Below are 17,703 nucleotides of genomic sequence, written 5' to 3'. Positions count from 1 at the left end.
AATCAATGTGTTGAGCTTTACTTTCATCAGGTCTTGGGTCGCCTGAAATCGGGTCTGGCAGGCCATTGCTGGTGGTTTTTAGAACAGTCAGGCAAAGCGTGACGCAGATAATGGGTGGGGAGCCCGGGTTGATATCGCCGGAAAAAGGGCGGAGGGATTATTGGGAGTGAGCAGATCGCGCTGATAGACCATGAGTGATTAACGATAAGCGACACTGAAATATCATGGGGAGATATAGCAGGGCTGATATTGGAAATAGGTGGGCATCCCTGCCCGATATAGCTTCCTTGATATCATCACGCTTGTACTGACTTGATCCCGGTCAGTCGTACTTCTACCCGACGGTCCGGTGCCAGGCATTGAATGCGTTTTGCTTTGGATTTGATGCCATCGCACTGAGTGCCGGTGAGCGAGTCATCCGCACCACGTCCCTCAACCCGGATTTTGCTGGCCGGCAGCCCTTGGGAGACCAGGAAATCAGCCACTGCCCGGGCGCGGGCCTCGGAGAGGCGCTGGTTCACCTTGGCCGAGCCGATGCGGTCGGTATAGCCGATCACGATGGCTTCACCTTCTTTGGGGCGGGCGTTGGCCAGGTCCTGGTATAGCTTGTCCAGGGTCTGCAAGCCCTCTTCCTTCAGGTCTGCCTTGCCAAAGGCAAACAGCACGTCAGAGCTCAGTTCGAAGGTCTTGTCGACCATGACGGGTTCCGGCGCCGGAATGGGGCGCTCTACCGCGACCGGCTCGACATAGCTGGAGCGGAAGGGGTGGTAGACCAGCTCCAGCGTGGTCATGTTCTGGTTGGGTTTGGTGCTGGTGTGGTAGTCACTGCTGTGCAGGTCTGCCACATCAGCGATGTAACGCCAGCGGGCCTGCAGATCCAGCGCATCGGTCAGTTGATAGGTCAGGCCGGCGCCAAACAGGGAGGAGACCTTGGTATCCTTGGTGCCCAGTCCGTCGGTGTGGGCCCAGTAACCACCTGCCTCACCGAACAGACTAAGGTCGCCAGCCAGGGGAACACGGCCGATCAGGGAGAGGGTTCCCCCCTGATTTTCAAAGCGGTTGCCATCGGTGTTGCCACGCCCGGCGTAGATGTAGCCCAGTTCGGCCCCCAGATAGTCGTTAAGGTTGTAACCCGCAAAGGCGTTGGTAGCGGCGGCATCTTCGGTGCCGTTTTCGACACCGCCAATCTTGTTCAGACCCTGAAAGTGGGTGAAGCCGGCACCGGCACCAAAATAGAGATCAGCCGAGTCACCGTTTTCGGTGGCGTTGGCAGAACCGGTACCAAGACCCAGCATCAGACAGCTCACGACAAGGGCAAGCTTCTTTTGTCCAAATAACATAGATGACATCCTCATATTTTAATTTCTCGTTTTATTGCTTTGTTGCAAGCAAATGCCGACGATCAAGGCAGCGCTCATAATTCACATTGAATCAGGACGGTGCAGATTTGATAATCGCGGGGTGAAACAGTAGCCTGTGAGGTGGAGGAGTCAAATTATTTAAAATTAATATTTGTTATTTCTAAATAACGACAGGGTGATGGCCGTTCCGGTTCGATAAATCATGGTTAATGGCTGAGTTTAAAGGTAATTTTTCATAATTGGAGAGTGTCTTTCATTCTTTATATGATCAACGCTCGATCATTGGACAAATAGAGGTTGATTGTATGAAAAAAATATCAGGCTTGCGTTTGGTCACTGCCTTGACTGTGGCAATGGTATCGGGAGGGTATGCTGCACTTGCCTGTGCAGACGATGATGGCGGTTGGAGTGATTTGGGTCCATCCAGTCCAGCTGCGTCTTCTCCTCAGGATCAGGGTCATGGCACCATCAAGTTTGTGGGTGCCATTATCGATGCCCCCTGCTCCATTGCGCCCGAGAGTGTGGATCAGACAGTACAGATGGGGGAGATCGCCAACTCGCTACTGAAAAAGCAGGGTTCAACTCCGCTGCGGCCGTTCGAAATCCACCTGGAAGCCTGTGATTTTGCCACCGCAGCCAGTGCGACAGTGACCTTCTCCGGGATTCCATCCGACGATACCAAGCATGCGCTGGCATTGAACGGTGGGGGGTCTGGTGGTGCGATTGCTCTGGTCAACAAGCAGTCAGGGGAAGAGATTGTGTTGGGTACGCCAACCAAGGTGTCCAGTCTGGTCAATGGTGATAACCACCTCAAATTTGGCGCCAAGGTCGTGAGCACGGTGGCTGCAGATGGTAGCAACCCACCCGTCCCGGGTGAGTTCGATGCCGCGGCAGACTTTGTCATGAGCTATCAGTAAGTCATGATCCTGAGCGGGCTGCCCATGGGCAGCCCGCTCACCCCTCCCAGGGGCCATACCTGGCATCGCTCAGTGGTGCTAGCCGATGGCCAGTCACCCATGGCTGTACGGTCAACCAGTTGGCAATTGCTTCCCGATCTTGAGAGGTCAATGAGTCGTTAGCTGCTTGGCACAGGTGACCGCTGAGCTCAGCGTCGGCTCCCCCCCGCCAAAGCACCAACCCCGCCAAAGCTCCAACCTTGTAGTTCGATATAGTCCAGCCATCGATCCAGTGCCTCTTCGAAGTCGACTTACGCTCGATCTATGGTAAAGGTCAGGTGTAAACCCAACTCCTGAAATTCATCGAGATGCAGTTTTTTGCGCAAGCGGCGGGAGCGTTTTTTATTCAGTTCTGAGGGTTGAAATGTCATGTTGAACCTCTGAATCGTGTTGGTGGCCCATCAGTTGGGGTGAGGCCTCCGAGGTGGTGCCAGCATAGGCCGTCGAAGCACACATTCGGTCCAGGTCGCGTCTTGCCACCATGCCCAGGATTTAGGCCGTTGAAGGGATAAGGTCTGATAATTCGTGGAATTAAGAGGGATTGCAGGACTCATGCTCACAAACTAGTGCAGCTCGATCCACCATGCCAAGCAACAGAAAGGTCAAGCGCCTCTCTTGACTCTCCCAAATATATCGACTCAGTCACCAGCGCACAACGCACAGGCCTCCGTGTACCTGATGTCTGTGTTGCTGCCTGCAATGGCTGCAGCGATGATTGTAAACGCCAAGCGAGCCCTGTCAGTACCCAGCCACCAGCAAGTCTAAGGTTTACGCACTGATGACGGAGGATCACTTTACCTCTGGTCTGCATGTTCAGTAAGTTGCGATGATCACTTTCAATATTAATATGTTACTGATTTTATTTAAGTTTATTGTTTTTGGTAATTTTTTACATGTGTTTTTAGACTTTGCGTTTATGGTAACCGATCCCTGCCATTGATGGGCATCCTAGGGGGGGGGGGGGACCAAATACCTATGGTGCTTTTTATCTATTAGATGTGATGGCTTTTCGTATGTAACGCCGTGCTGTCGAGGGATTCAGATTGTTTTCCCTCGCATACTGGGCAATGGTGATATCTCGATGTTTCGACTGCAGAGCGTAGCGTCTACAGTGGGTCTCCCACTTTTCACTCATGGACCGTCGCTTCAGTTCCAGTCTTGCTGTCTTATGATGCAGCTTATGCGTTTGTATATAGGCCTCTACCGACAGGCCGTTTTCAGCCTGCTCAGATTGGTATTGTTGACGATGACGTTCCCAGAAGCGTCGCCTTAGCTCCGCACTGCCCAGATCCCGAAACTTTACATAGACGAGTCTCAAATCAAGTTTGTATAGCTCTGCGTAGAACTTGATGCTGATACCTTGAAGCAGCACCAGATTGGCAAAGTTCTCCTGATGATGACGCCAGAACACCTTGCGTTCATAGAACCCCATTTCGCTCGGTTTCCTAATGCGGGTTGGGATTCTCGGAGCATAAATTCGGCTTTTCATCGTTCATTGCTTCCTGATACTGCGACTGATTTGGTAGTCCTTGACCGCTGGTGGCCGCTTTCCCTTGTCTTTGGTTTTGGCCAAATAGCTTAAGCGGTAGACAAGCAATCTATGTTCATCCAGGCGATCACGGTGGACGAAGTAAAAGGGATTCATCGGTAGGGCTAGGTAGCCATATGTCCATTCTGCTTTGGCTAACCGGTAGACATTGTCAGAGTGCTTGACCTTTTGTCCGTCCAAAAACAGGGCCAAGTGGTAGTGTTGGGCTGCGGATTTGGCTTTCTCTCTGACCCAGATGTAACCGTGATAACAGGGGCCGTAGTGCTGGATCAGTGTTGATTTGAACTGTCTGCAGAAACGACTGATGGGTTGATTGTTGTCTGTGCCCTGTTGCATTTTAAGCTCCAGGCGGATGGCAAGTAACTTGCTGGTCTTGCTAAAGAATCTTTCCAGTAATCGGAAGATGCCATCCATGATGTCCCGCCTGATACGTATGTTGTTCATGACCGCCCAAGCATGGCCTTGATACTCATAGTTCAGGGGAAGAGTCAAAGAAGAATCGTGATGAATACCGGGCATATATTATCAATATCCTGAAGCAGTGATGGCGGCTGGGTGCAGTTAACCCCCCGCCGATCGTGGACGGGGCGCTTTGCAAGCAGAGACTAGGCCTTGGAGAAAATCGGGGATGATGTGCCAGTTTGTTACATTCGGTGCCAAATAAAGGAGGCTGCTGCCCCCATTTATTCTTCAATCCACTGTTAACAGCGCTTCAATTTGCTGCCTTGTCCACCCCATGATCCGTCCGTTGCTATGTTTGAGCGGTGCCGGGAGCTTGGCCAAAGCGAGCCACCGGTAGATCGTCGTTCTGGAGCACCCCAGCACTCGCTGCAGGTCTTTGTGTTTGAGAATGGGTTGCAGCGTTCCGCTGTCTGCCGCCGCCAACGAACGATAGCTGAAGGGTGATTTGGCCATCACTTGCTCTCCATCAATTCTGCGAGCCATTGTTGGTATACCGACTCTGGCCAGCCGACTGTTTTGCCATGGATCTTGATGGGTTCGGGAAAAACCCCGTCACGAACCCATGCCCACAGAGTGCGGCGATTGCGTCCGACAAGGTCGCAAACTGTTGTAATGGAAAGTATTTTTTGAGAATTCATGGTTCACCTCGTCTCATTGGATTTGATGAGTGCATCTTCTCGGAATTATTTTGAGATGTGAGGTGAGTAAAGGCTAAATCACGGTGAGTTAGGTTAACTCACCGTGATGGTCGTTAATTTAACCAATCTCGGATGGTGTTTTTGTCGACATTGGCCAACTGGCTCTGTATTTGATCTCGTGGCCTTGAGCACATCAGCGTTTGAATCGCTTCTGCAATCGCGGTATTCGACCACTCTTCAAACGGCCTGTTAGCCAGAAAGAGAAAGCCTGCCGAGGTGTGCGCACACCGTTTGATAAGCTGCTTGACCAACTCCTTATCAGGACACTGTAGAGCGTGACGCAGCTCGATGACCAGTTGGTGATAGTGAGAGGATGTGAAGGTATCCCGATCAACGGCGATGGTTGCCAGCACGTCATCATGCTCCACCAGCAATTCCGTCAGGAAGATGAGCATTGCATGTTTTTTGGGGGAATATCTGGGGTGTTTGTTGAGGGCTGTAATCCCCGAACGAGATGAATGCCGGGCCGTGTTGCTGAATAGTTGCTTCACGCTCTCATGAGTCAACCACAAGTGCTCGGGAAATACACGGCAATCTGGCACCTCGGGGTTTTTGGCAGAGGTAACTGGCACAATGGAGACCTGAAAGCCATCAATGGGATTGTTGAGGGTGAGCAGATAACCGTGTGTCACAAAGAAGGAGCGGAACTCCACCATCCCGTGAGTTTCCAACTGCTTGGCAAAGCTGTGGCCCACAGTCCAGAGTCCGGAAGCCTTGGCCATCAAGGTTAATGGATAGGTAACCCCGCCGTAACTGAAGCGGTAGAACATGGGGACGCCACCAAACAGTTTGCTTGGACGCACATCATTAAAGTGGAGTCGTGCCAGCCCAAATTCACCCTGAGTGATCTTCAGCGTCGCATTGACCAACCGGTCCTGAGCTCCCATCTGCTTGTCGAAGGCATCATTTGGCTGTGCTGGGTCCAGGTTGCGTACGATGACGGCACATTCTGACTCTTCTAGCATCAAATAGAGCGTGGTCTTCTGATTGGCTGCCCAATGGATTATGTCTTCTACCTTGCAACCCAGTTCGCTGGCTGCCTTGGTAATCTTGAGGTAGTCGGTGTCCGGTAAATTGCATCTCTTCATAGTTATTGATGTCGCCATGCAGCCTTATTTAAGTGGATGATATTGCTGCTGGCTGTGGAGTTCCAGATTATTGACTGCCATAACTCGAGGGTGGCTTTTTGTTCTGATAGCCGGTGGTCGTGAATATAATGACTCATGACTCCCTTTAGACTATGGCCGGCAATGATTTCGATCACATGTGGGGCGATCCCAGCAGCTGTGAGATGGGTTGCAAGAGAGCGTCGTAAATCGTGGAAGGTCCAGAAAGGGCTATGTCCAAGTCTTACTGACAACTTGTGGCCGTAGGTCGCCACCGTGCTCACTTTCTTGAGCTGGCCGAGAAGATAGGGCGTTTTGTTCTTTTTTGCGGTTGCGATAAGTTCGGCGAGCATCGGTTTGAGTCGCTCAGGTATGGCGCGGACAATTTTGTGGTCCGTTTTTGAATGTTCGATAGGAACGGTCCATATCCCTGCGGCTAGATCCCACTCTGTTATATGGGATTCCCGCACTTCACGTGTTCTTGCTCCGAAAGATAGTAGCAAGAGAGATAGTGCACGATAGTAGGTGTTGGAGGAGGGGCTTTGGATCCATTCCATCAGAGCGTGGATTTCTGCAAGACTCAGAACGCGATCCCTTTTTCCACCCCGTTTACCTACATCTGCAATAGTCAGGTCATTGAGTACATTCGAGACGGCATAGCATCGAACACGGCAATACTTCAGCGCCTGTTTGGAGATCTGGAAGAGCATGCCAGCGGTAACAGGTACCTGCTTGTTGCATTCATCAAAAGCCACCAGCCAGTGTCTGGTCTCACAATCGATGAGTGGGAGATAGCCTATCTTGGGAAAGATCCATTTTTGGAATTGTTGCCGGATCTTTGGGGCATTCTTTCTGTTTTTAGCTGCGTAGTTATCCAGCCAATAACAAATCGCATCTTCTACCGTGACTGGTTTCAGTCGTTCTTCTTTGGCCAGTTTGAGCATCAACGCTGGATTGTGGCCGGCCGCTAGCCATCCTTTACATTGCTCGGTTTTCCTGCGGGCTTCTTCAATATCGATCCCTGCGCTGTTGTTGGTGAACTTCCCCAAGGTCACTTCCAGATTTTTCCCATTAAAGCGATAGCGGAAAACAAAGCTGACTGACCCGCTTGGATGCCAGAAGGCATTCAGTCCATCGCCGCGATCCACTTTACGGATGGGCTTCTTGCCGCCGTGGGGGGTGCCAAGCATTTTCCTGAGTGCAGTGACCACTAATGCCATTTTATACCCCCACAAAACCCCATAAAAAACCCCACATATGTATCCCTAACTGGTATCACCTCCCATCACCTGATGGGACATGAATTCTCAGTGGGCCTTATATATCATGGGGCTTTTGTAGGCAAGGCGGGTTTTAATTGGACGTAACGAAACGTCAGTTGAGTTCTTCGATGGAGAACTCGCCAGCGATACCATCACAGGAGATGGCGAAACCGCCGCTGAAGCGGGTGCTGAACTGGATCAGAAACGCATCATTGTCGTGCTCTTGCACAGGCAGGTTGATGGGCTTGCTGCGACGCAGGGGCTTGTGTGTTTGTACTGCTTTCATCATGGTATTTCTCTATATAAATTAGGTGTTTGCTCCTTGTATTGGCAAATGTCAGGTCAATGGGCGCGGTCGATTGGGTGAACGACAAGCGCGCAGGAATACCCAGCCCGGTTAAAGGGCGTCTGCACTTTCAAGGAATATGCTGATGCATAAATCAAATTGGGTGGGCAGATCGGGTCTGCACCGTGAGAGCCGGGCAACGCAGGCAGACAGCCTGACGGTTCTCAAGGCGAGTAAATCAGAAGAAGGTTATGCGGGTACTGGCAGGATTCATCGTGAGGTGAAGCATTGCAGGATAAACATAAACAGGGCTGATTAACTAGCCGGCGCGCATTCTCTCCTCGAAATGAATAAAAAGCAAACAATAATTTGCCAATGTTGAAGTCAGTACGCTTTTCCTCTGTGTAATCAAGGGGCTATGAGCAGCAAATATTCGCATCTATCCGCCATAAAAAGAGGGCTCCCGACGGGAGCCCTCTCTCATTCTGCAACCAGCACAGTGGGCCGACTCAGTAGTCGCCACAGGCCTTCTTGGCGGCCGTGATCATCGGGGTGATGGTCATGCCTTGCACCACGATGGAGAACATCACCACCGAGTAGGTCATCACCAGGATGACCTCCCGCAGGTCGACGCCATGTTCCGGGATCATCATGACGCCGGAGGGGAGTGCCAGCGCCATCGCCATGGCCAGACCACCGCGCAGGCCACCCCAAGTGAGGATCCGTACCGAGAAGGTGTTGTAATTGCGGAATCGGCGGAAAGCCACATAGGGCAGCGACACGCTGATAAAGCGGGCACCCAGGCAGAGCGGTACCGCAATGACCAGCAGGATCCAGTCACGCCAGGCGAGATCCAGCAGTACCAGCGCCAGACCGATCAGCAGGAACAGCAGGGCGTTGAGGAACTGGTCCATCAACTCCCAGAAATGATCCAGGTGATGGCTGCTCTGCTCGGAGAAGCCGGAGTGACGGGTCCAGTTGCCGATCATGATGCCGGTGACCACCATGGCCAGTGCGCCGGAGACGCCGATCATGTTGGCAAAGGCAAAGCCGGCGGTCGGGATACAGAGGGTCAGCAGCAGCTCCAATGAACCATCGTCGGTGGCGCTGATCATCACGTGGGCGATGAGGCCCAGCACGGCGCCAAACAGGATGCCACCGAGGGCTTCGTGCAGGAACAGACCGGCCACGCTACCGAAGGTGGGCTCGACACCGCCAAAGGCGACGGCAAACACGGTAGCGAAGATGACGAGGCCAACACCGTCGTTGAACAGGGATTCCCCTTCGATCTGGATGGCGATCTGGGGTGGCGCTTTCATCTTCTTGACGATGGCCAGTACGGCAATCGGGTCAGTGGGGGAGATCAGCGCGCCGAACAGCATGCAGTAGACCAGCGGCAACTCCCAGCCCAGCAGCTTGGCGATAAACCAGAAGCCGTAGCCGATGAGGAAGGTGGAGAGCAGGGTGGCAATGATGGCCAGAATGGTGATCTCCCACTTCTGGCTACGCAGCGCCTTGAGGTTGATGCCGAGGCCACCGGCGAACAGCAGGAAGCCCAGAATCCCCTTCAGCAGGAAGTTCTGGAAGTCGATGCTCTCCATGGTCTTGACGGCAAGAGGTTCCAGGTTGAACCAGCCCAGTTTGCCAAACAGCACCAGCAGTGCGGAGATCAGCATGGAGCCCGCAGTAATGGCGATGGTGGTCTGGATCTTCACAACATACTGGTTGGCAAAGGCGATAAAAATCGCCAACGCTGCCAGAAAACAGAGTGTGTAGTAGACGCTCATAGTTATTTTTTTCTCGTTGGTAGACAGCAAGCACGTATCCCTATGCAGGACGGGCATAGGTTACTCTCGGGCCCTATGTTACTCATTACCCATAAATGAGTATATGGTGGCGCATTTGGACTGATAGACGGCTAGATTTCCATTTTATTTGTTTGCTGTTAGGATGCTGTTTACGCAGTTGCATGGATGTAAGAGGAACACGCGGTGTCGAACGTAATGTCGAGCAGAGAGCTGAGCAAGCAGTCGGACGTAACAAAGAAGCTGGAAGCCTGCCTCAGGGAGCGGATCCTGATCATCGACGGGGCCATGGGCACCATGATCCAGGGCTACAAACTCGGTGAGGCGGATTATCGGGGTGAGCGGTTTGCCGACTGGCATACCGACATCAAGGGCAACAACGATCTGCTGGTGCTGACCCGTCCGGCGGTGATCCGCGAGATCCACGAGCAGTATTGCGCTGCCGGGGCCGACATTCTCGAGACCAACACCTTCAACGCCACTCGCATCGCCATGGCCGATTACGAGATGGAAGAGTTCTCGGCCGAGATCAACCGTGAAGCCGCCCGTCTGGCCCGCGCCGTGGCAGACGAGTGGACGGCAAAAGATCCCGCCAAGCCGCGTTTCGTGGCAGGGGTGTTGGGCCCCACCAACCGTACCGCCTCCATCTCGCCGGATGTGAACGATCCCGGCAAGCGTAACGTCACCTATGACCAGCTGGTGGCCGCCTACACCGAATCGACCCATGCCCTGATCGAGGGCGGCGCTGACATCATCCTGATCGAAACCATCTTCGATACCCTCAACGCCAAGGCGGCCGCCTTCGCGGTGGAAGGGGTGTTCGAGGCGCTGGGCTACAGCCTGCCGGTGATGATCTCCGGCACCATTACCGATGCCTCCGGCCGTACCCTCTCCGGCCAGACCACCGAAGCCTTCTACCACTCGCTGCGCCACGTCAAACCGGTCTCGTTCGGCCTCAACTGTGCGTTGGGGCCCGATGAGCTTCGCCAGTATGTGGAGGAGCTGTCTCGCATCAGCGAATCCTGCGTCAGCGCCCACCCCAACGCCGGTCTGCCCAATGCGTTTGGCGAGTACGATCTCGATGCCGTCGAGATGGCGGCGCATATCCGCGAGTGGGCCCAAAGCGGCTTTCTCAACCTGGTCGGCGGTTGCTGCGGCACCACCCCGACTCATATCCGCGCCATGGCCGACGCCGTGGCGGGCATCAAGCCGCGTGTGCTGCCCGAGCTGCCGGTGGCCTGCCGCCTGTCGGGTCTTGAGCCGCTGATCATTACCCCTGAATCCATGTTCGTGAACGTGGGGGAGCGCACCAACGTCACCGGTTCGGCCAAGTTCAAACGGCTGATCAAGGAGGGGCTGTACGACGAGGCGCTCGACGTTGCCAAGCAGCAGGTGGAGAACGGTGCCCAGATCATCGACATCAACATGGATGAGGGGATGCTGGACGCCGAAGCGGCCATGGTGCGCTTCCTCAACCTCATCGCCGGTGAGCCCGATATCGCCCGGGTGCCTGTGATGATCGACTCCTCCAAGTGGGAGGTGCTGGAGGCGGGCCTCAAGTGCGTGCAGGGCAAGCCGGTGGTCAACTCCATCTCCATGAAAGAGGGGGAGGAGAAGTTCATCCAGCAGGCCAGATTGCTGCGCCGCTACGGCGCCGCCGTCATCGTGATGGCGTTCGATGAAGCGGGTCAGGCCGACACCCGCGCCCGCAAGTTCGAGATCTGCCAGCGTGCCTACCGGATCCTGGTGGATCAGGTCGGTTTCCCGCCGGAAGACATCATCTTCGACCCCAATATCTTCGCGGTAGCGACCGGCATCGACGAGCACAACAACTACGCGGTGGACTTCATCGAGGCGGTGAAGGACATCAAGACGCACCTGCCTCACGCCATGATCTCCGGCGGCGTCTCCAATGTCTCGTTTTCGTTTCGCGGCAACGAGCCGGTGCGGGAAGCGATTCACGCCGTCTTCCTCTACCACGCCATCAAGAACGGCATGGACATGGGGATCGTCAACGCCGGTCAGCTCGCCATCTATGAAGACATTCCGGCGGAGCTGAAAGAGAAGGTCGAGGCGGTGGTGCTCAACCTCAATGACAATGCCACCGAAGAGCTGCTGGCCATCGCCGAGAAGTATCGCGGAGCCGGTGCCCAGGCTGAGGATCCGCGGGATCAGGAGTGGCGCAGCTGGCCGGTGGGCAAGCGGCTGGAGCACGCACTGGTCAAGGGGATCACCGACTTTATCGAAGAGGATACCGAAGAGGCACGCGCTGGTGCCGAGAAGCCGCTGCACGTCATCGAAGGGCCGTTGATGGATGGTATGAACGTGGTCGGCGACCTGTTCGGCGCGGGCAAGATGTTTCTGCCGCAGGTGGTGAAATCGGCGCGGGTGATGAAGCGGGCGGTTGCCTATCTGCAGCCCTATATCGAGGCGGAAAAGTCGGGCGGCTCCAGCAACGGCAAAATCGTGCTGGCCACCGTGAAGGGGGACGTGCACGACATCGGCAAGAACATCGTCGGGGTGGTGCTGCAGTGCAACAACTTCGAGATTGTCGACCTCGGGGTCATGGTCTCCTGCGAGACGATTCTCAAGACGGCGCGTGAGGTCGGCGCCGATATCATCGGGTTGTCGGGTCTCATCACCCCGTCGCTGGACGAGATGGTGCACGTGGCCAAGGAGATGGAGCGTCAGGGTTTCAAGCTGCCGCTGCTGATCGGCGGTGCCACCACCTCCAAGGCGCACACCGCGGTGAAGATCGAACAGAACTACTCGGAGCCCGTGGTCTATGTCTCCAACGCCTCCCGCGCGGTAGGGGTGGCCCAGAGCCTGCTCAGTCCGGATCTCAAGGAGGCGTTTGTCGCCCGCATCGACAAGGAGTACGAGATCGCCCGGGATCAGCATGCCCGCAAGCAGCCGCGCTCCCGTCCGGTCAGTCTGGCTCATGCCCGCGCCAACCGGCACCAGCTGGACTGGGTTGGCTACCAGCCGCCCAAGCCCCGCGAGCTCGGGGTGCAGAAGTTCGAAGATGTGGCCATTTCGGTGTTGCGCCCCTACATCGACTGGACGCCGTTCTTCCTCAGCTGGGAGCTGGCGGGCAAGTATCCGCGTATCCTCGAGGACGAGATCATCGGCGAGGAGGCGACCAAGCTGTTTGCCGATGCCAACGCCATGCTGGATCAGCTGGAAAAGGATCAGAGCGTGCGCTGCGCCGGGGTGATCGGTCTGTTCCCGGCCAACGCGGTGGGGGACAGCATCGAGGTCTACAGCGACGAGTCGCGCACCGAGGTCATCAAGGTGCTGCACCACCTGCGCCAGCAGAGCGAGAAGCAGGGCTTCCCCAACTACTGTCTGGCGGACTATGTGGCGCCGAAAGAGAGCGGCAAACCCGACTGGATCGGTGCCTTCGCGGTGACCGGCGGTATCGGTGAGGAGGCCATCGCCAAGGCCTACAAGGCACAGCACGATGACTACAACGCCATCCTTATTCAGGCGGTGTGCGACCGTCTCGCCGAAGCCTTTGCCGAGTATCTGCACGAGCAGGTGCGCAAGGTACATTGGGGTTATGCTCCCGACGAGGCCCTCAGCAACGAGGAGCTGATCCGCGAGAACTATCAGGGTATCCGCCCGGCCCCCGGTTATCCGGCCTGCCCGGAGCACACCGAGAAGGGGAGCATCTGGGAGTTGCTGGATGTCGAGCAGGCCATTGGCATGCAGCTCACCGAATCCTACGCCATGTGGCCGGGGGCGGCGGTGTCCGGCTGGTACTTCTCTCATCCCGAGAGCAAATACTTCGCAGTGGCGCAGATCCAGCAAGATCAGGTGGAAGATTACGCCGCCCGCAAGGGGATGACGCTGGCAGAGGCCGAGCGCTGGTTGGGGCCAAACCTGAACTGACTCCCGCGTGACATCGGTTGATTTTTAACGAGAAACGGCGGCATCCTTGCACGGGTTGAACAACCTGCGCAGAGCCGCCGTTTAACCTGTTGGTCACAGTGACAGGGTAGAGTGCGGTTTGGCGTGGTTTGTCTTGTTGTCAGGATAAACAATTGGCGTTGTCTTGGCGCTGTGGCACCTTATACTCTCCCGCCCCATCCTGCCCAGGCACAGCCTTCTAGCGGAATTGTCATGAAGATCGCCATTTTATCCCGTGAGCCGAAAAACTACTCCACCCGCCGTCTGGTCGAGGTGGCACAGGCGCGCGGTCATCAGGTAGAGGTGCTCGACACCCTGCGCTGCTATATGAATATCGCTTCCCACAACCCTTCCATTCACTACGAGGGTGGGGAGCTGGGAAGTTATGACGCCGTGATCCCGCGGATCGGGGCCAGCATTACCGCCTACGGCACCGCCGTGCTGCGTCAGTTCGAGATGATGAACACCATGGCCCTCAACAGCTCGGTGGCCATCAGCCGTTCCCGCGACAAGCTGCGGGCGATGCAGCTGCTCTCCCGCCACGGTATCGGCCTGCCCATCACCGGCTATGCCCACAGCACCCACGACGTGCCCGACCTCATCACCATGGTGGGCGGGGCGCCGCTGGTGGTGAAACTGCTGGAGGGAACCCAGGGGATTGGCGTGGTGCTCTGCGAGACCCAGAAGGCCGCCGAGAGCGTGATCGAGGCCTTTATCCAGACCAACAACAACATTCTGGTGCAGGAGTATATCCGCGAGGCCAATGGCGCCGATATCCGCTGTCTGGTGGTCAACGGCAAGGTGGTTGCCGCCATGCGCCGCCAGGCCCAGCCGGGGGAGTTTCGCTCCAACCTGCACCGTGGCGGCACCGCCGAGGCGATCAAGATCACTCCGGAAGAGCGCGCAACCGCGGTGCAGGCCGCCAAGATCATGGGGCTGGATGTAGCGGGGGTCGATATCCTGCGCAGCGCCCGTGGCCCGCTGGTGCTGGAGGTCAACTCCTCCCCCGGCCTGCAAGGGGTGGAAGCCGCCTCCAGCAAGGATGTGGCCGGCAAGATCATCGAGTTCCTCGAACTCAAGGCGAGCCGCAAGAATAAACCGGCGGAGTGAGCCTAACGCTTGCATCCATCAGATAGAAACAGGGCGCCCTCGGGCGCCTTGTTGCTATCTGGCTGGTGGGTTGGCGGTGCCACTGCGCCCTCACCCTAACCCTCTCCCAAAGGGAGAGGGAACTGTTCGGCAGTGATCATCGCCAGCCTTGCGCTGAATACGCCATCCTCGAGCCGGGTGTCGATCTGCCAGCCCAGCTTCTCGCAGATGCGCTGAATGATGGTGAGGCCACAGCCGTAGCCGAGGATCTGATCCGGCGCCGCCGCCGTCGGGTTGCTGATGGTGAGCACCGGGCCACACAGCTCGATGTCGATATGTCCCTCGGCATAGCTCAGGGCATTTTTCAGCAGGTTGCCGAGGGCGATGGCGAGCAGGGAGAGGGGGGCGTTTACTTCGCTGCTCTCGTCCAGGTTCAGCCGGATATCGAGGGCCTCCCGCTGCAACAGCGGAGCGAGGCGGGCCAGCTCCTGACGGATCAGCGGGGTGACCTGTTGCAGCGGTCGCTCCACTGCCTCCTTGCGGCCCAGCAGCAGGAAGGTCTCGGTGAGCAGCGCCATCTCGTCGGCGGCGGCGCGGATGCGGGTGGTGGCGCGGGCGGCCGGTGCGGGCAAGTCCGTCACCTTGCCGAGCAGGGCCGCCGAGCCCTGGATCACCATGTTGGGGGTGCGCAGCTCGTGGCTGGCGAAACGGCTGAACTCCTGCTCGCGGGCGAACACTGCGCTCACCTCCTGTTTGCCGGCCAGCAGCGCCAGCTCGATATCCCGCAGCTCCTGCCAGGGGGCGTCGGGCTCGAAATCAGCCTGATCCGGGGTGAGGTGGGCGACCCTCTGTTGCAGCCGTTGCAGCGGCCCTGTGATATGGCGTACCAGCCAGATGCCGAAGCCGAGGCAGGCGAGCAGCAGCGCCAGCCCGATCAGCCGGGTCGCCAGATGCAGCTTGTCTTCGTAGGGGTCGAGGTAGTCATCGGCGTCGTCGTTGAACACCAGATAGAGCAGTCCCTCGCCGGAGGGGTGACGGGCCACCAGAAAGTGTTTGTCCTCCTTGCCCAGCTGATGTTCGAAAAAGCCGGGGGTCTGGTAGGGCTTCAGCCATTTCGGCAGGCGGCCCGCCTCGGTCCAGTAGCTGGAGAACTGTCTGGGGCTCGGGGCTGCGGCGGCCGGGCCGAGTCGCAGCCAGTCATCGCTGTAGCGGGTCACTTCGGCTTCCAGCCAGTGGCGCAGGCTCAGCTCTTCCATCTTGTCCTCGGCCACCAGCATCAGGCCGGAGAGCAGGATCAGCAGCACCACCCCGGCGCCGCCGAGTGCCATGATCAGGCGGCGGCGCAGGCTCGGCAGGCTCATGCGCTCACCAGTCGGTAGCCCTGGCCGTGCAGGGTCTCCAGCATGGGAGTGGGGAAGGGTTTGTCGAGCGCGTTGCGCAGGGCGTAGATATGGCTGCGCAGGGCATCGGAGTCGGGCTCCTCATCCCCCCAGACGGTGTCGAGCACCTCCTGACGGCTGACGATGGCGGGGGCGCGGCGGGCCAGCAGGGCGAGGATCCGGAACGGGATCTTGCCGAGCTTGAGGGGCTCACCGGCGCGGGTGGCGCGGCCGCTGGCGACATCGACGGTCAGATCGCCAAAGCTGATGGCCCCCACATCGCCGCGCGGGCCGCGCAGGCTGAGGGCTTGCAGCCGCACCTCCAGCTCCTCCATGGCGAACGGCTTGACCAGATAGTCATCCCCTCCCGCCTTGAAGCCTGCCAGCTTGTCCTCCAGGCTGTCGCGGGCGGTGAGAAACAGCACGGGAGTGGCAATCCCCTGCTCGCGCAGGCGCGCCACTGTGCTGAGCCCATCGAGGCGTGGCATCATCACGTCCATGATGATGACGTCAAAACGCTGCTCCTCCAGCAGTTGCAGCGCCGCCTGACCGTGATAGGCACAATCGAGGCGGTGACCGGCCAGCTCCAGATAATCCATGATGGTTTCCGCCACCTGAGGATTGTCTTCCACTACCAAAATCTTCATGCTTTGCTCTCCTGGTTGGCGAGCGTTTCACGCTCTTTTCACACCGGATTCGGCATCCTGTTTGCCAGTGTAACCCCGAGGATCCCTGATGAAGAAGTCTCTCTGCGCCCTCCTGCTGTTGATCTTGTTGCCACTTGGCACCGCACAGGCGACCGAATTCAAACTGACCGGCCGCACCACCTGGCAGCTTGGCCAGTTGATGGTCAACGGCATGCCGTTCGTGATCGACGACCAGACCCGCTTCAAGGATTGGCTCAACGAGGATGATCTCGGCGGTACCTGGGTCGAGATGAAGGGGGTGGTGGAGAACGGCGTGCGCTATGTGCGCAAGGTCGAAGCCCTCGACGAAGATGACAAGGACGAGATGGATCTGGAGGGGCCAGTCGAAGGGGGGCGGATCTGGGGCTACACCACTTCGGATAACAGTCTGGCGCCGTTTGAAGGGCGCTGGCTTGAGCTGGAGTGCAAGTTTGACGGCATGCGCCTGAGCCGCTGCCGCGAGGATGACTGATCCGATCTCTGCGTTCCGATTAGAAATGCTCCCGAATGAAGCCCATGCTTGTCCAGCATGGGCTTTTTGTTCAGGGACGAACGAAGATGGAACAATCGAGAAAGTGGTGTGCATGGATGCTGGGTGTACCGCTCTGGGCGGCGCAGGCGGGAGCCAACGAATTGTGGCTGGTGGAGCTGGAGCACAGCGACGGCATCCGCCTGCAATTTCAGGGGGCCGAGGTGGAGCAGGGCAGTGCCGCTGTTTGGCGGCAGGGGGATATTTGGCCGCAGCCACTCAAACCCGGCGACCAGCTCGCCCTGCTGGTGGCTAATGGCGTTGCCACCCGGATTGAGCTGTTGGCCGCCAGAGCCCCGCTGGCCAATCAGCCCTGGCTGCGGGCGCAAGATCGCCTGCAATCCTTCGATGACCGGCAGCTCACGCTGGCCACCCTGGGCACTGTGCGACTCAATCCGCAGGTGCGCTGGGTCAACGGCTCGGCCGCCGATCTGCATGCCGGGAGCGAGCTGGTATTGATCCGTTCGGCGGATGGAATATTGCAGGGAATTGAAGTGATCAATCCGGAAGAGTAATTCAGCATCTTCTTATTTAATATGGTTTCACCATATTGTGGCAGCCATTAAATAATGACTGTCACAATATTTATGATTTATTCCTCAATAAAGTCATCGCTCTAATTA

General features: G+C 57.0%; 17 protein-coding genes. 5 read left to right on the top strand and 12 right to left on the bottom strand.

All coding sequences use genetic code 11. The features are described from left to right. Positions 1-296: 296 nt before the first annotated feature. Complete coding sequence (locus G5193_RS06965) at positions 297-1,340, bottom strand: OmpA family protein (protein WP_421205563.1); 1,044 nt, start codon at positions 1,338-1,340, stop codon at positions 297-299. A 326-nt stretch (positions 1,341-1,666) separates the two neighbouring features. Here G5193_RS06965 and G5193_RS06960 point away from each other — a divergent pair, with 326 nt between their 5' ends. After that, a complete protein-coding gene (locus G5193_RS06960) occupies positions 1,667-2,278 on the top strand; it encodes a fimbrial protein (RefSeq protein WP_421205561.1) in 612 nt (203 codons plus the stop codon). A gap of 290 nt (positions 2,279-2,568) precedes the next feature. Here the strand turns inward: G5193_RS06960 and G5193_RS06955 are convergent, their stop codons facing one another. From G5193_RS06955 to G5193_RS06915, 9 genes are all read right to left on the bottom strand, one after another. Then, entirely contained in the window at positions 2,569-2,688 is a 120-nt protein-coding gene (locus tag G5193_RS06955) for a 50S ribosome-binding protein YggL (protein WP_421205560.1), read from the bottom strand. 614 nt (positions 2,689-3,302) lie between these two features. After that, positions 3,303-3,806 carry a hypothetical protein gene (locus tag G5193_RS06950; protein WP_421205558.1) on the bottom strand — a complete coding sequence of 168 codons (504 nt, stop codon included), beginning with the start codon at positions 3,804-3,806 and terminating at the stop codon, positions 3,303-3,305. Positions 3,807-3,809: 3 nt separating this feature from the next. Continuing rightward, positions 3,810-4,385 (bottom strand): YagK/YfjJ domain-containing protein, encoded by a 576-nt coding sequence (locus G5193_RS06945; protein WP_421205556.1) that lies wholly within the window; start codon positions 4,383-4,385, stop codon positions 3,810-3,812. 171 nt (positions 4,386-4,556) lie between these two features. Further along, the gene (locus tag G5193_RS06940; RefSeq protein WP_016349205.1) at positions 4,557-4,781 is read right to left on the bottom strand and encodes a helix-turn-helix transcriptional regulator; all 225 of its coding nucleotides are present in this window, start codon (positions 4,779-4,781) and stop codon (positions 4,557-4,559) included. Next, complete coding sequence (locus G5193_RS06935; RefSeq protein WP_421205554.1) at positions 4,781-4,966, bottom strand: helix-turn-helix transcriptional regulator; 186 nt, start codon at positions 4,964-4,966, stop codon at positions 4,781-4,783. The genes G5193_RS06940 and G5193_RS06935 overlap by 1 nt, the downstream gene beginning before the upstream one ends. Before the next feature lie 113 nt (positions 4,967-5,079). Then, positions 5,080-6,114: a hypothetical protein gene (locus G5193_RS06930; protein ID WP_421205553.1), complete on the bottom strand. Its 1,035-nt coding sequence runs from the start codon at positions 6,112-6,114 to the stop codon at positions 5,080-5,082. 2 nt (positions 6,115-6,116) lie between these two features. After that, on the bottom strand, positions 6,117-7,352 hold the full coding sequence (locus G5193_RS06925) for a tyrosine-type recombinase/integrase (RefSeq protein WP_421205552.1): 1,236 nt from the start codon (positions 7,350-7,352) through the stop codon (positions 6,117-6,119). Positions 7,353-7,506: 154 nt separating this feature from the next. After that, complete coding sequence (locus G5193_RS06920; protein WP_118854342.1) at positions 7,507-7,683, bottom strand: hypothetical protein; 177 nt, start codon at positions 7,681-7,683, stop codon at positions 7,507-7,509. A gap of 506 nt (positions 7,684-8,189) precedes the next feature. Further along, positions 8,190-9,467 (bottom strand): cation:proton antiporter, encoded by a 1,278-nt coding sequence (locus tag G5193_RS06915; RefSeq protein WP_019446508.1) that lies wholly within the window; start codon positions 9,465-9,467, stop codon positions 8,190-8,192. A 216-nt stretch (positions 9,468-9,683) separates the two neighbouring features. On the opposite strand from G5193_RS06915, the gene metH reads away from it, so the two are divergent. Both metH and rimK read left to right on the top strand, forming a co-directional pair. Continuing rightward, a complete protein-coding gene (gene metH / locus G5193_RS06910) occupies positions 9,684-13,379 on the top strand; it encodes a methionine synthase (protein ID WP_421205755.1) in 3,696 nt (1,231 codons plus the stop codon). A 231-nt stretch (positions 13,380-13,610) separates the two neighbouring features. Next, positions 13,611-14,507, top strand: coding sequence for a 30S ribosomal protein S6--L-glutamate ligase (gene rimK, locus G5193_RS06905; RefSeq protein ID WP_421205551.1), 897 nt, complete (start codon positions 13,611-13,613; stop codon positions 14,505-14,507). A gap of 95 nt (positions 14,508-14,602) precedes the next feature. Here the strand turns inward: rimK and G5193_RS06900 are convergent, their stop codons facing one another. Next, positions 14,603-15,847 carry a sensor histidine kinase gene (locus G5193_RS06900; RefSeq protein WP_167565606.1) on the bottom strand — a complete coding sequence of 415 codons (1,245 nt, stop codon included), beginning with the start codon at positions 15,845-15,847 and terminating at the stop codon, positions 14,603-14,605. Beyond that, a complete protein-coding gene (locus G5193_RS06895; protein ID WP_005340090.1) occupies positions 15,844-16,512 on the bottom strand; it encodes a response regulator transcription factor in 669 nt (222 codons plus the stop codon). Before G5193_RS06895 ends, G5193_RS06900 begins: the two co-directional genes overlap by 4 nt. Before the next feature lie 88 nt (positions 16,513-16,600). Here G5193_RS06895 and G5193_RS06890 point away from each other — a divergent pair, with 88 nt between their 5' ends. Both G5193_RS06890 and G5193_RS06885 read left to right on the top strand, forming a co-directional pair. Next, positions 16,601-17,023: a hypothetical protein gene (locus G5193_RS06890; RefSeq protein ID WP_005340092.1), complete on the top strand. Its 423-nt coding sequence runs from the start codon at positions 16,601-16,603 to the stop codon at positions 17,021-17,023. Between the two features lie 86 nt (positions 17,024-17,109). Further along, entirely contained in the window at positions 17,110-17,595 is a 486-nt protein-coding gene (locus G5193_RS06885) for a hypothetical protein (RefSeq protein ID WP_376889940.1), read from the top strand. The last annotated feature ends 108 nt before the right edge of the window (positions 17,596-17,703 follow it).

The organism is Aeromonas sp. 601027, assembly GCF_049174455.1.
Taxonomy (GTDB): Bacteria; Pseudomonadota; Gammaproteobacteria; order Enterobacterales; family Aeromonadaceae; genus Aeromonas; species Aeromonas veronii_A.
This window is presented reverse-complemented; position numbering and strand designations above follow the sequence as displayed.

Excerpts from the sequence above, each read along its gene's own strand:
- G5193_RS06965 (WP_421205563.1), bottom strand. The coding sequence starts at position 1,340 with ATGTTATTTGGACAAAAGAAGCTTGCCCTTGTCGTGAGCTGTCTGATG.
- G5193_RS06960 (WP_421205561.1), top strand. The coding sequence starts at position 1,667 with ATGAAAAAAATATCAGGCTTGCGTTTGGTCACTGCCTTGACTGTGGCA.
- G5193_RS06955 (WP_421205560.1), bottom strand. The coding sequence starts at position 2,688 with ATGACATTTCAACCCTCAGAACTGAATAAAAAACGCTCCCGCCGCTTG.
- G5193_RS06950 (WP_421205558.1), bottom strand. The coding sequence starts at position 3,806 with ATGAAAAGCCGAATTTATGCTCCGAGAATCCCAACCCGCATTAGGAAA.
- G5193_RS06945 (WP_421205556.1), bottom strand. The coding sequence starts at position 4,385 with ATGCCCGGTATTCATCACGATTCTTCTTTGACTCTTCCCCTGAACTAT.
- G5193_RS06940 (WP_016349205.1), bottom strand. The coding sequence starts at position 4,781 with ATGGCCAAATCACCCTTCAGCTATCGTTCGTTGGCGGCGGCAGACAGC.
- G5193_RS06935 (WP_421205554.1), bottom strand. The coding sequence starts at position 4,966 with ATGAATTCTCAAAAAATACTTTCCATTACAACAGTTTGCGACCTTGTC.
- G5193_RS06930 (WP_421205553.1), bottom strand. The coding sequence starts at position 6,114 with ATGAAGAGATGCAATTTACCGGACACCGACTACCTCAAGATTACCAAG.
- G5193_RS06925 (WP_421205552.1), bottom strand. The coding sequence starts at position 7,352 with ATGGCATTAGTGGTCACTGCACTCAGGAAAATGCTTGGCACCCCCCAC.
- G5193_RS06920 (WP_118854342.1), bottom strand. The coding sequence starts at position 7,683 with ATGATGAAAGCAGTACAAACACACAAGCCCCTGCGTCGCAGCAAGCCC.
- G5193_RS06915 (WP_019446508.1), bottom strand. The coding sequence starts at position 9,467 with ATGAGCGTCTACTACACACTCTGTTTTCTGGCAGCGTTGGCGATTTTT.
- metH (WP_421205755.1), top strand. The coding sequence starts at position 9,684 with ATGTCGAGCAGAGAGCTGAGCAAGCAGTCGGACGTAACAAAGAAGCTG.
- rimK (WP_421205551.1), top strand. The coding sequence starts at position 13,611 with ATGAAGATCGCCATTTTATCCCGTGAGCCGAAAAACTACTCCACCCGC.
- G5193_RS06900 (WP_167565606.1), bottom strand. The coding sequence starts at position 15,847 with ATGAGCCTGCCGAGCCTGCGCCGCCGCCTGATCATGGCACTCGGCGGC.
- G5193_RS06895 (WP_005340090.1), bottom strand. The coding sequence starts at position 16,512 with ATGAAGATTTTGGTAGTGGAAGACAATCCTCAGGTGGCGGAAACCATC.
- G5193_RS06890 (WP_005340092.1), top strand. The coding sequence starts at position 16,601 with ATGAAGAAGTCTCTCTGCGCCCTCCTGCTGTTGATCTTGTTGCCACTT.
- G5193_RS06885 (WP_376889940.1), top strand. The coding sequence starts at position 17,110 with ATGGAACAATCGAGAAAGTGGTGTGCATGGATGCTGGGTGTACCGCTC.